General features: G+C 45.8%; 16 protein-coding genes. All 16 read left to right on the forward strand.

The genetic code is table 11. The features are described from left to right. On the forward strand, positions 1–141 hold a 141-nt coding region (locus tag ACRRU2_RS00005), incomplete at its 5' end, for a JAB domain-containing protein (RefSeq protein WP_432499840.1). Positions 142–182: 41 nt separating this feature from the next. Beyond that, positions 183–1,217 carry a rod shape-determining protein gene (locus tag ACRRU2_RS00010; protein WP_331697031.1) on the forward strand — a complete coding sequence of 345 codons (1,035 nt, stop codon included), beginning with the start codon at positions 183–185 and terminating at the stop codon, positions 1,215–1,217. Between the two features lie 52 nt (positions 1,218–1,269). Beyond that, positions 1,270–2,127, forward strand: a complete 858-nt coding sequence (gene mreC / locus ACRRU2_RS00015; RefSeq protein WP_331697030.1) for a rod shape-determining protein MreC — start codon at positions 1,270–1,272, stop codon at positions 2,125–2,127. Continuing rightward, positions 2,127–2,651, forward strand: coding sequence for a rod shape-determining protein MreD (mreD, locus tag ACRRU2_RS00020; protein WP_331697029.1), 525 nt, complete (start codon positions 2,127–2,129; stop codon positions 2,649–2,651). Before mreC ends, mreD begins: the two co-directional genes overlap by 1 nt. A 76-nt stretch (positions 2,652–2,727) precedes the next feature. Further along, the gene (gene minC, locus ACRRU2_RS00025; RefSeq protein WP_331697028.1) at positions 2,728–3,384 is read left to right on the forward strand and encodes a septum site-determining protein MinC; all 657 of its coding nucleotides are present in this window, start codon (positions 2,728–2,730) and stop codon (positions 3,382–3,384) included. 3 nt (positions 3,385–3,387) lie between these two features. Further along, positions 3,388–4,179, forward strand: coding sequence for a septum site-determining protein MinD (gene minD, locus ACRRU2_RS00030; protein WP_331697027.1), 792 nt, complete (start codon positions 3,388–3,390; stop codon positions 4,177–4,179). A gap of 7 nt (positions 4,180–4,186) precedes the next feature. Beyond that, positions 4,187–5,332, forward strand: a complete 1,146-nt coding sequence (locus ACRRU2_RS00035) for an FtsW/RodA/SpoVE family cell cycle protein (protein ID WP_331697026.1) — start codon at positions 4,187–4,189, stop codon at positions 5,330–5,332. Between the two features lie 367 nt (positions 5,333–5,699). Beyond that, positions 5,700–6,518, forward strand: a complete 819-nt coding sequence (locus tag ACRRU2_RS00040) for a peptidoglycan DD-metalloendopeptidase family protein (RefSeq protein ID WP_432499559.1) — start codon at positions 5,700–5,702, stop codon at positions 6,516–6,518. Continuing rightward, positions 6,511–7,392, forward strand: a complete 882-nt coding sequence (locus ACRRU2_RS00045; RefSeq protein WP_432499560.1) for a M50 family metallopeptidase — start codon at positions 6,511–6,513, stop codon at positions 7,390–7,392. Before ACRRU2_RS00040 ends, ACRRU2_RS00045 begins: the two co-directional genes overlap by 8 nt. 35 nt (positions 7,393–7,427) lie before the next feature. Then, positions 7,428–8,648: an Rne/Rng family ribonuclease gene (locus tag ACRRU2_RS00050; protein ID WP_432499561.1), complete on the forward strand. Its 1,221-nt coding sequence runs from the start codon at positions 7,428–7,430 to the stop codon at positions 8,646–8,648. 173 nt (positions 8,649–8,821) lie between these two features. Further along, positions 8,822–9,133 carry a 50S ribosomal protein L21 gene (rplU, locus tag ACRRU2_RS00055; RefSeq protein WP_331697022.1) on the forward strand — a complete coding sequence of 104 codons (312 nt, stop codon included), beginning with the start codon at positions 8,822–8,824 and terminating at the stop codon, positions 9,131–9,133. 13 nt (positions 9,134–9,146) lie between these two features. Continuing rightward, positions 9,147–9,482 carry a ribosomal-processing cysteine protease Prp gene (locus tag ACRRU2_RS00060; RefSeq protein ID WP_331697021.1) on the forward strand — a complete coding sequence of 112 codons (336 nt, stop codon included), beginning with the start codon at positions 9,147–9,149 and terminating at the stop codon, positions 9,480–9,482. A gap of 38 nt (positions 9,483–9,520) precedes the next feature. Beyond that, entirely contained in the window at positions 9,521–9,817 is a 297-nt protein-coding gene (gene rpmA, locus ACRRU2_RS00065; protein WP_331697322.1) for a 50S ribosomal protein L27, read from the forward strand. A 116-nt stretch (positions 9,818–9,933) separates the two neighbouring features. Further along, the gene (locus tag ACRRU2_RS00070; protein ID WP_331697020.1) at positions 9,934–10,671 is read left to right on the forward strand and encodes a Spo0B domain-containing protein; all 738 of its coding nucleotides are present in this window, start codon (positions 9,934–9,936) and stop codon (positions 10,669–10,671) included. A 13-nt stretch (positions 10,672–10,684) separates the two neighbouring features. Beyond that, the gene (gene obgE / locus ACRRU2_RS00075; protein WP_331697019.1) at positions 10,685–12,010 is read left to right on the forward strand and encodes a GTPase ObgE; all 1,326 of its coding nucleotides are present in this window, start codon (positions 10,685–10,687) and stop codon (positions 12,008–12,010) included. 153 nt (positions 12,011–12,163) lie between these two features. Continuing rightward, complete coding sequence (locus ACRRU2_RS00080) at positions 12,164–12,601, forward strand: ACT domain-containing protein (RefSeq protein ID WP_331697018.1); 438 nt, start codon at positions 12,164–12,166, stop codon at positions 12,599–12,601. The last annotated feature ends 17 nt before the right edge of the window (positions 12,602–12,618 follow it).

Genomic DNA, 12,618 nt, shown 5'->3' on the forward strand with positions numbered 1-12,618 from the left:
CACGTGACGCCGAGTCCTGAAGATATCTCTTTAACTAAGCGATTGACGGAAGCAGGGCAGCTCATTGGCATTGAAGTGCTTGATCATGTCATTGTTGGCGACGGTCGGTATATAAGTTTGAAGGAGCATGGTCATCTGTAATATAATAATAAGGATTGTCGGAATGAGAAGGGAGTAACAACATGCTAGGTGGTTTTTCGAAAGATTTGGGAATTGATTTGGGTACAGCAAATACACTTGTATTCGTTAAAGGCAAAGGTGTTGTCGTAAGGGAGCCATCTGTTGTTGCCCTGCGCACAGACACGAAAACAATAGAGGCGGTAGGGGAGCAGGCAAAAAAAATGATCGGCAGAACGCCGGGCAATATTCGTGCTGTTCGTCCAATGAAGGATGGCGTAATTGCCGACTTTGAAACTACTGCAACGATGATTAAATATTTTATTCGCTCTGCTCAAAAGCAGCGCTCGTTATTCCCTCGCCATCCGAACGTTATGATCTGTGTGCCGTCCGGTATTACAGCCGTTGAAAAACGCGCGGTTGAAGATGCAGCAAAGCAGGCGGGCGCAAGAGAAGCCTATACGATTGAAGAGCCGTTTGCAGCTGCAATAGGCGCTGATTTGCCTGTATGGGAGCCGACCGGCAGCATGGTTGTTGATATCGGCGGCGGAACGACTGAGGTAGCTGTCATTTCCCTTGGCGGCATCGTGACGAGCCGTTCTGTTCGCGTCGGCGGTGATGAAATGGACGATGCGATCATCCAATACATTAAAAGAATGTATAATCTGATGATTGGGGAGCGTACCTCTGAACAGCTCAAAATGGACCTTGGCTCTGCGCTTAAGCTGGATAAATCGGAGTCGATTGAAATTCGCGGCCGAGATTTGGTGACAGGTCTGCCAAAAACGTTAAAGATTACGTCCGAGGAAGTAACGGATGCGCTTAGCGATACTATCACTGCGATTGTAGATGCAGTCAAAATTACTTTGGAGAAATGTCCTCCGGAGCTTGCGGCGGATATTATGGATCGCGGTATCGTGCTGACAGGCGGCGGAGCGCTTCTGCGCAACCTGGATAAGCTTCTTCAGAAGGAAACAGGCATGCCGGTTATTGTTGCTGAAAATCCGCTGGACTGCGTAGCAATCGGCACAGGACGTTCGCTTGATCATATTCACTTGTTCAAAAAACGCGGCTCAGGGCCGCGGCATAAACGATCCTAATCGAATAATTGTATAAAGATAAAGATGGCAGGTGATCGGGCTGTTTAATCTAATGCGTAATAAGCGAGTTTTTATGCTTATGATCGGTATGATCCTTTTCATCGCGGTTATTGGTTATTCCTTAAGCGACCGCGGTGAACTGTCATTGCCGGAAAAAATAACGAAGGACACCTCGGCATTTGTGCAGCAATGGTTCTATAAGCCCGCTGGCCATATAGCGGGCTTCTTTGAGGACATAAGACAGCTCAGAAGCGTATATGAGGAAAATGAAAGGCTAAATTTGCTGGCAGCTGCCTATGCCCGAGAAAAAGTGAATTATAATTTTATTCAGCTGGAAAATGAACGTTATAAAGAAATGCTGCATTTTACTGAGCGCCAGAAGCAAATCCATAACTACAATTATTTAATAGCCCAAGTCATATCTGTCAGCAATGATGCTAACAACCGGTCCCTCAACATCGATCTTGGCTCCAAGCATGGCATTAAGCGCAATATGGCTGTTACAACCGTCGATGGCTTAATTGGGATTGTAAGTGCGGTTTCCCCCTATTCAGCAACTGTTACTCCTATCACCGAGCTTGACGAGAATTCGCCTACCTTTAATTCGATATCAGCAACGGTTTTTGGACGAGAAGACGAGTCGTTCGGCATATTGAGCGGCTACAATAAAAGCACGGGCAAATTGATTATGACCAAAATCGCTGAAAATGATAAAATGGAAATAGGCGATACTGTTATTACATCCGGTCTCGGCAATGTTTATCCACGCGGACTGATCGTAGGAACGATTGAAGCGAAGCAGGTAGGCGATTTTGGCCTAACGTATACAGCTGATATTAAAATGTCGGCGAGCTTTGATCATTTAACTGAGGTATTCGTCGTTCAGGTTCCGGACATGGAGGAAGAATAATGAGCATGAATCGAATCGTGGTGCTCATGTTCTTTGTTTTTATACTGGAAGGAGCACTGATGCCCTGGCTGATTCCGGCAGGATTTGGCGACCGTATAATTCCTCATTTTGTATTTGTATTCGTATTGTATGCAGCTCTTTATGGAAACCGGCATCAAGCCTTGCTGCTTGGCGCCGGCTTTGGCTTGCTGCAAGACATCGTCTATTTTGGACATTTAATAGGGGCGCACACGTTCCTGATGGGCTTAATCGGATACTTTACCGGCGTACTGTTTGCTGCCCGCAAAGCGACCTTGATGATGGCCGTAGCGGTAGTGGGGCTCGCGTGCTTGTTATATGATTCAACTCTATTATTTATTTATAAGGTATTTAAAATTTCCAACGCAGATTATGCGTGGGCGTTGCTTAATCATATATTGCCCAGCTTATTTTTACAGCTTGTATTTATGCTGCTTTGTTACATACCTCTTCGCAAAATGTTCCAGTCTACGCAAAAGATTCAAACGGAGGATGATGAGGAGTAATCCAAATGCGGTCTAAAGAGAAGGAATTCGAGCAGCAGAGCAAGAATTAACTGTATAGGGCTGAGGAGGGACGAAATTGACCGAAAAGCAGTATATCGTTATTAAGGGAGTCAAGGAAGGTCTATTGTTCCTTCTCGACGACCAATGCACATTTGATGCTTTGCTGGAGGAATTGAAATATAAGCTTGAAAAGACGCATCAGCAGCTGCTGACGGGACCTTTGGTTCATGTACATGTTAAGCTTGGCAATCGTCTGCTGGCTGAAACCGATAAGGAATTAATTCGCAATATTATTCGTACACAAGGAAACTTGATCGTTCAATCTATTGAATCCGACCATGCTGAGGAAATGAAGTACGGCCCGAAGCTTCAGGTTTTAACCTCCATTGTCCGGTCAGGACAAACCGTGGAACATGACGGCGATTTATTGCTGATGGGGGATGTTAATCCGGGCGGCAGCATATTATGTACAGGTGATATTTACGTGCTCGGCGCGCTGAAGGGCTTGGCCCATGCCGGTACGGCAGGGCGTACCGACGTTATTATCGCAGCCTCGCTTATGCGGCCAACTCAGCTTCGCATCGCAGATATTGTAAGCAAGCCGCCAGAAGAATGGATGAGCGGCGATGCTTCAATGGAATTCGCCTATCTAAACGAAGGTCAGATGCAAATGGATAAGTTGACGCAGTTGTTCCGTATACGGCAGCATTCGATCATGTTTAAAGGGGTGTAGATTATGGGAGAAGCAATCGTAGTCACTTCTGGAAAGGGCGGCGTTGGAAAAACAACGACTTCCGCCAATGTCGCGACAGCGTTAGCTCTATTAGGAAAAAAGGTTTGTATGGTCGATACGGATATCGGGCTCCGCAATTTGGATGTTATTATGGGCCTTGAGAATCGTATTATTTATGATTTAATCGACGTTGCGGACGGAAGATGCCGTTTGAACCAGGCATTAGTCAAAGACAAGCGCTTTGATGAGCTGTATATGCTGCCGGCGGCGCAAACGAAGGATAAGGATGCAATCAAGCCGGAGCAGGTGCGAGAAATTGTTCTGGAGCTGAAGAAGGATCATGATTATGTGATCATCGATTGTCCTGCAGGCATTGAGCAAGGATTCCGCAACGCAATAGCTGGGGCTGACAGAGCGATCGTGGTGACGACACCGGAAAATGCGGCTGTGCGCGATGCCGATCGAGTTATCGGCATTTTGGAGCAGGAGAAAATTCCTTCACGCTTAATTATTAACAGAGTGCGCTCCAATATGGTGAAGAGCGGCGAGATGCTCGATATTGATGAGATTTGCCAAGTGCTTGCTATTGATCTGGTAGGAATAGTTCCCGATGATGAGAAAGTAATTGTCGCCTCGAATACAGGCGAGCCGACTGTTATGAACCCGGCATCACGAGCAGCTATTGCTTATCGTAATATAGCAAGGCGTATTCTGGGCGATATGGTTCCGTTGATGCAATTGGATGAAAAAGTAGGAGCCTTCAAGCGTTTCCGCAAGTTTCTAGGGATAGGATGAGTACTGCGTGCTAAACAAAATAAAAAAGCTGGATATAAGCATTTTGCTCATTCTTTGTTGTTTAATGGCTATTAGCGCTATTGTTATTCACAGCGCTACAGCCAATAACCCGATGTATGCACAAACTCCCGTTAAGCAAATCATTTTTTTTGTACTCGGCTTTATAATAGCGATATGTTCTGTATTTTTTGACTATCGCATTGTACTTAAAAGCTGGTATATTTTATATGGACTCGGAATAATAATGCTTGCCCTTGTATTTTTCGTCGGTGCAGAGATCAACGGTGCAAAGGGCTGGTTTAAAATAACCGAATCGCTTTATTTTCAGCCTGCCGAAATCGTGAAGATTATTCTCATTATAGGTATTGCATATTTAATGGGCAGGAGACAAGGCGAGAAGCTGGGCTTTATGCGGGACTTGGTGCCGATCGGACTTTTTGCTTTTGTGCCATTCATGCTCGTTATGCTGCAGCCGGATTTGGGCAATGCGATCATTTATATCGTTATCGTTCTGGGCATGCTTTGGATTGGCAATGTGAAGTATGTGCATGTCATGATCGGTGCTACCGTCGTTGTTGCAGGAATTTTTCTGTTTATGTTTTTATTCAATACATTCAATGATGAAATCTATGATTATTTGAATAAAGAGAATAAACGGCATTGGTATGAGCGCATCAATACGTTCATTAATCCTGACGAAGCGACTGCTGATGCGAAGCATCAATCCGAAAATGCACAGATTGCTATCGGCTCCGGCGGCCTTAGCGGCGACGGATATCTCAATGGCGATATGAAAAATGGCGGATTTGTGCCGTATGCCTATTCAGATTCGATATTCGTAGTAATAGGTGAGGAATTCGGATTTCAAGGAGCGGCAGTATTGCTATTGCTCTATTTTTTATTAATTTACCGGATGATAGTTATCTCTTACCGATGTTATGACATACGTGCTTCCTATATTATTATAGGCATCGTATCGATGTATGTTTTTCAGGTTTTTCAAAATATCGGCATGATGATCGGGCTGATGCCTATTACAGGAATTACGCTCCCTTTCGTCAGCTACGGCGGAACATCGCTAATTCTTAATATGCTTTCAATCGGATTAGTGTTTAGCATCAATGCGCACCAGCAGCTATATGAGCTGGAGTAGCTGAATACGATACGAACATGATAAGTTGTCCTGCAGCTGAAGCGGGGACAGCTTTTTTTGTTAAATTATAAGACTTTACAAGTTTTCACAATAAACTTGTTCTTATCATTCATCGGTAAACGCGCCTTTCCAAAGAACGGCGGAGCCGTTTATCCTTGTGTATCAATTTATGAGCTATTTAAGTTGTATATAAAACGGACATATATTTTTTCAGATTACAGAGGTTGTCCGCATACTTGACTTGCTGCCCTCATACAATGGATAGCAGTACAAGCCTTTTAAAATCGGTAAACATGCTTTCTTCGTTCAAGTGAAGAATGCGGGGTTCCGTTTATTCCAGATAGGCTTGAAGCGGGAGGGAGTCGAAATGTCTCGTAAATGGAAGCAAAGCTCTAATCAAAGCACTAATCAAAATCAAGCTGATAATTATAGTATGAAGCCGGCTGATCGAGATCCTGAACGTGATTGGAAGAGCAAGCCAGACCGATGGGCTGCATGGGAGGAGGCTTCGAGCCGGTTTACGAAGCAAACCTATGTGAACGAGCCGGATTGGAGCAGGTTCAGCGATCCGCGCAAAAGATCTGTTTGGTTGAAGGAGCTTGGCTGGAAAACCTTATGTGCCGCATTGCTTTTTGCTGCGATTTGGGGACTGTTTCAATACGATAACAGCTGGACAAAACGAGGACAGGCTTTCGTGAAACAAGCATTGACTGATGAAATTGATTTCGTGGCTGCGGCCGCTTGGTATAAACAGACCTTTGCAGGCTCACCGACATTGCTGCCTATATTTGGTCAGAAGCCGCAAAATGCTGTCGGCGTTGATGCCGAAGTCAAAACAGCTGTCGTCGCCCCACTAGAGCAGGGCGACCTTGTGCGCACCTTTGCAGAGCTGCTTAATGGAATCGAGCTGGCAGCGCCATCGGCCTCTCCGGTAATGGCGATTGAAACCGGACGTGTTATTCTGGTATCGGAGGATCAGGCAAGTATTATGATTCAGCATGCAAATCGAAGGGTGTCAATCTATACCGGACTCGGAGCGGATGTCAAAGTAAACGACTGGGTGGAGGCCGGAGATCAAATCGGAACCTTGCTCAAGTCAAATACCGGCTCACATAGCCTTCTGTATTTTGCAATTAAAGATAATGATCGGTATGTTGACCCGTTGGACGTGATCCCATTTGATTAAATGGCGCGGAATAATTTGGTCCGTACATCCTTTATTCGTCATTCTGATGATTGGCGCCGTAATAACCGGTTACTTTCTGGAATTATTTACGTTATTTATTATAGTGCTTGTTCATGAGCTGGGCCATGTTGCAGCCGCCAGATACTTTGGCTGGACAGTAAGGGAAGTGAAGCTGCTGCCGTTCGGCGGCGTGGCGGAGGTAGAGGAGGCGGGCGGAGTTTCGGCCAAGGAGGAGGCGCTCGTCGCGCTGGCAGGCCCTCTTCAAAATCTGTGGCTGGGATTGCTCGCATGGGGGCTTGGCGCGCTTGGCTGGTGGGATGAGCAGTGGTCAGAGTATGTGTGGCGCGCCAATGCGATGGTCGGTCTGTTCAATCTGCTGCCTGTCTATCCTTTAGATGGGGGAAAGCTGATGCAAGCCGCATTAAGCTATATGGTTACCTATTATAGAGCAATGCTTTGGACGATGCGGGTAAGCATGCTCCTTAGCTTGCTAATTGTTATGGCGGCAGTCATTCCGGCTGTCTTGTACAGTACTGGCATTCAGCTTAATTTTTTAATTATCGGTTGCTTTTTACTGGCCTCCAACTGGTCTTACTATCGTAATATCCCCTATTTATTTTTTCGTTTTCTCATATACAGGGAGCGTGTGGCGGAGAAAGCGATAAAAAGCGGTGAAAGCGCTCGAGCGATCATAGTCGGCAGCAAGCAGACCATTTTGTCGGTAGCCCGTTTGCTGAAGCGTGAAAAATATCATCTTATCTATTTGATGGAGCCTGGCGGTGCCGGCATGAAGATGATTCCAGAACAGGAAATTGTGAGGGATTGCTTATCTGGCCGAAATCCTTATCGTGCAGTGGAAGAGCTTTTCAGTTAAAATAAAAGAAAAGCTGATGGCAGGTGATTTCGGGAATGCGACAAATGCTAATGCACGCTAATGGGCAAATGCTGCAAACAGTCGTGCTCAAGGATGGGCAGTTGCAGGAATTTTATATGGAACGATCAGGAGAAAGCGGACTGGCCGGCAATGTGTACTTAGGGCGGGTCGTCAATGTGTTGCCAGGAATGCAGGCCGCTTTTGTAGATATTGGACTTTCTAAAAATGCTTTTTTATATATCGATGATTTGCTTCATCCTCATCTGGACAAGCAGCCTGAGCAGAAGCCGTCTATCCAGTCAGTCGTCCATGCCGGGCAGCTTCTAATTGTACAGCTGATTAAGGAGCCGTTAGGCACAAAGGGAGCTCGCGTAACGACACATATTAATCTTCCTGGCCGATCTCTCGTATATATGCCTAGAGCAGATTACATAGGGGTTTCCAAAAAAATAGTTGATGATCAGGCACGGGAATGGCTTCGTCAAATAGGAGAACAGCTGCGGGAAGGCGATGAAGGCATTATTTTGCGAACAGCGGCTGCCAGCGAAAGCGAATCTGCTTTGGCTGCTGATTTTTTTCAGCTGCGAGAGCTTTGGAGAAAAATCGAGGTATATGCCAAGGAGTACAGCTCTCCGATGATTCTGCACAGCGAGGCAGATTTGATGCAGCGGGTTGTCAGAGACCGCCTTACTGCTGATATTGATGAGATATGGATCGATGATCAGGCACGCTATGCCGACGCTTCAGCACTAGTCGCGCTGATGACACCGTCGCTTGCAGACAGGCTGCGGCTGTACAAGAATAAAGGGCAACAGTCGATATTTGAATATTTTCAAGTTGACGAGCAGATGAATTTGGCATTCGGGCGGCGGATACCGTTGGCAAGCGGTGGATACATGATATGGGATGAAACGGAAGCATTGACTGTAATTGATGTCAATACGGGCAAGTTTATTGGCTCGCATGCGCTTGAAGATACTGTTTTTCAAACAAATATGGAGGCAGCGGAGCTGATATCCAGATTGCTGCGCATTAGAGATGTAGGCGGAATCGTTATTATCGATTTTATCGATATGGAGCTGGAAGCAAACAAGCAGCTTATTCTGTCCCGCATGACAGAGGCAGCAAAGGAGGATGGCACGAAATGCTCGATCGTGGGCTGGACGAAGCTGGGCTTGATGGAGCTGACACGAAAAAAATCCCGCGAGAGCAACCTTCACAGAATAAAAGAGGCATGCCATGTTTGCGGGAAATGAATGGCAACTTATAGTTGTATGCCTGTATAATATGTGATATATTATTTAAGTGTATATTTCGTAGCGAATTTGCGAGTATGCAGGTACCGCTCCGATCGGGTTCAAAGCTACCGGATTTATGCCGGACACCTTGATCAGGCGAGTCTTCAAATTAACAAGGAGGTGCAACCACAATGTTCGCAATTATTGAAACAGGCGGCAAACAGTACAAAGTTCAGGAAGGCGATGTAATCTACATCGAGAAACTGGACAACAACGAAGGTGACAACGTAACTTTCGATCGTGTTCTTGTTGTATCTGGCAAGGATGGTCTAGTAACTGGCTCTCCAGTAGTAGCAGGCGCTACTGTAACTGGCAAGGTTGAAAAACAAGGCAGAGCTAAAAAAATCATCGTATACAAATACAAAGCGAAAAAGAACTACCGTCGCAAGCAAGGTCATCGTCAGCCTTACACGAAAGTAACAATCGACAAAATTCAAGCTTAAGGCGAGTTTTTAGATGATTACTATACTCGTGGAACGAAGCGCTGCTAACAATCGGATTAATCGCTTCACCATAAGCGGACACGCAGATTATGGCGAGCATGGGGAAGATATCGTATGCGCTGCAGTGTCAGCCGTGTCGATCGGAACCGTTAATGCGATTGAGAAGCTGGCCGGAGTTGAGCTGCCGGCACAGATGAAGGACGGATGGCTGAAGTCGAGTATACCGTTATTGAATGATCAAGAAGCGGAAGGCAAAACGCAGCTGTTGCTGGAATCTATGCTTACTATGCTCACATCCATATCAGAATCGTACAGCAAGCATGTTTCTGTAAAGGAACGTAGGAGCTGATTAATTTGAAACGTTTTTTGCAAAGGGAGGGAATTTCTATGTTGCAAATGAATCTTCAACTTTTCGCATCCAAGAAAGGTGTTGGTTCCACAAAGAACGGTCGTGACTCGCACTCCAAGCGTCTTGGCGCTAAGCGTGCTGACGGTCAAATCGTTTCTGGCGGAAGCATCCTGTACCGTCAACGCGGAACAAAAATTCATCCTGGTACTAACGTAGGTATCGGTAAAGATGACACTTTGTTTGCTAAAGTAGACGGTGTTGTGAAATTCGAGCGTTGGGGACGCGATCGTAAAAAAGTCAGCGTTTATCCTGTAGCTCAAGCAGTAGAAGCTTAATAACCAAAAGCCCCGCTCAATGCTGAGTTCGGGGCTTTCGCTTTTTTTAATGACCATGCGACTGACGCATGGTATACTGGATAAGCTAGGAAATTAAACAAAGGCAGGTTCTATCCATGCTATCCCAATTTTCTACGCGGCATTATGCTGCATTATCTATATTACTGCCATTGACTGCTGTAATGGTTTGGTCTAGTTATTTTTGGATACATATCGTTTTTATATTGTGGACAGCAGCGGTGTCAGCTTATTGGATATATTCAGAACGAAAGCAGTATGGCGAGAGACAAAAGCGCATCATTCAAACGCTGCAATTGTCGGCAGTTCGCACACTCAATCATCATCGTCATGACTGGATGAATGATTTACAGGTGCTCTATGGCTACGCTCGTCTTCAAAAGCAGGATCGCTGGATGGAATATATGGAGAAGGTTAAGGATAAAATGACTGCTGAGAGCGACATTGCCAAGCTCGGCAATACAGCGCTGATCAGTTATATTCAATCGTTTCGCACACTGACTAATCAATTAACGCTGGACGTTGAAATTGAAGGCAGAATTGTATTGGATGAGATTGTATTAGACAGCGAAAAGATCGCGCAATCTCTTATTGATACGCTGAACGCATATCGTATGCAGGCTATTGCTGGAAGCTTGCAAACCGCTTCATTGAAGCTGCGTTTGTTTACGGATCAAGCCAATCTTTATGCGCAGTTTGTGTATGAAGGCGAAATGGCGGATGAGCGGCGCTGGAAGCAAAGAATAGATGAGCAGTTAAAAGACACACCTGTGAAGCCGGCAGATTCAAAGCTTGATTATACGAGCTTGCTGCTTAAAGCTGAATTGCACGTTTGAACGGAGGTTCGTCATGTTTGTCGATAAAGCGAAAATTTTTGTAAAAGGCGGAGACGGAGGAGATGGGCTAGTATCCTTCCGCCGTGAGAAATATGTAGAGAATGGCGGGCCTGCTGGCGGAGACGGCGGCCGCGGCGGCGATTTGATTTTTGAGGTGGACGAAGGCCTGCGCACATTAATGGACTTTCGTTATCAGAAGCATTTCAAAGCAGAGCGCGGAGAACGAGGAAAAGTAAAAAGCATGATCGGCGCCAGCGCGGACGATACAATTGTCAAGATTCCGCCTGGTACAGTAATTATCGATGATGATACAGGCGCCATTATTGGCGATATGACTCGACATGGACAACAGGTTGTTGTAGCTAAGGGCGGCCGCGGCGGCAGAGGTAATATCCGTTTTGCAACACCTAGCAATCCGGCTCCGTACATTTCAGAAAATGGCGAGCCGGGAGAAGAACGCTGGATTGTGCTTGAGCTTAAAGTAATGGCTGATGTTGGCCTTGTCGGATTTCCAAGCGTAGGCAAATCGACGCTGCTTTCAGTTGTATCGGGCGCAAAGCCTAAAATCGGCGCTTATCATTTTACGACGCTGACGCCTAATCTTGGCGTCGTTGATGTGGGGGACGGCCGCAGCTTTGTAATGGCTGATCTGCCCGGTCTAATTGAAGGAGCACATGAGGGCGTTGGCCTCGGCCATGAATTTTTACGCCATGTAGAGCGGACTAGAGTCATTATTCATGTTGTGGATATGGCAGCTTCTGAAGGGCGCGATCCATTTGATGACTGGCTCAAAATTAATGCCGAGCTCGTTCTCTATAATGATAAGCTAGCGGATCGGCCGCAAATTATTGCAGCTAACAAAATGGACATGCCTGAGGCTGTGGAGCAGCTGGAGCTGTTCAAGCAGCAGCTTGCTGAATACGAGAATGGCCACAAATATCACATCGTTCCAATTTCTTCCTTGACCAAGCAGGGCATACAAGAGCTGCTGTATAAAGCTGCGGATGTGCTCGATGAGTCGCCAGTGGAAACAGCCGTCGAAGAGGTTAAGGAAAATGAGGAGCGCAAAGTATTTACGTTCAAGAAGAAGGAAGAGATGACCTTTACTGTACACAAGGAGGATGACGTTTACGTCGTTGTGAGTGAGGGCATCGAGCGCTTTATGCAGCGTGTTAATTTGAACTCTTACGATGCTGTAATGCGGTTTGCCCGCGTAATGCGCAAGATGGGTGTAGATACTGCGCTTCGCAAAATTGGTGCCAGAGATGGCGATTATGTGCGGATTGGCGATTTTGAATTCGAATTTTTTGAAGGCTCGGACTATAATCCATACGATTAGATGATTGCCTTAAAACTTGCTATTATTGATTTATTGTAATAGCAAGTTTTTTATTTTATCCATTAAACAATTAAAAACCTATTGCCGGATGCGGCTTAATTCGCTATAATGTCCACTATAGGTGTACAAATGTCTTTCTGGGGGATACAAACAATGGCGGATCGCTATTTTGTCGTTCGTGAGGATTTGCTGCCCGAAGGAATCGTAAAGACGATTCAAGTGAAGGAAATGCTGAATCGCGGCGAAGCAGTTACTGTACATGAAGCAGTAGAGCGTATCGGCATTAGTCGCAGTGCTTTTTATAAGTATAAAGACGGTGTGTACCCGCTTAGCGAGCTGGCGCGAGATCGTATTGTTACGATTTCGATGGATCTTGAGCATCGGTCCGGCATTTTATCTACTGTGCTTGCTTTAGTTGCAGGACAGAGCGGTAATGTGCTCACGATAAATCAATCCATACCGCTGCAGGGCTTTGCCAATGTTGTTATTTCAGTCGATATTTCAGAAATGTCCGGCGAGCTGACGACGCTTGTTGAACTGCTCCGCAAGCAGCAGGGCGTTCGCAAGGCAGCGGTAATCGGTCAAGGATAATATAAAAAATTGGGGGA

Source organism: Paenibacillus sp. GXUN7292, assembly GCF_050864975.1.
Taxonomy (GTDB): Bacteria; Bacillota; Bacilli; order Paenibacillales; family Paenibacillaceae; genus Pristimantibacillus.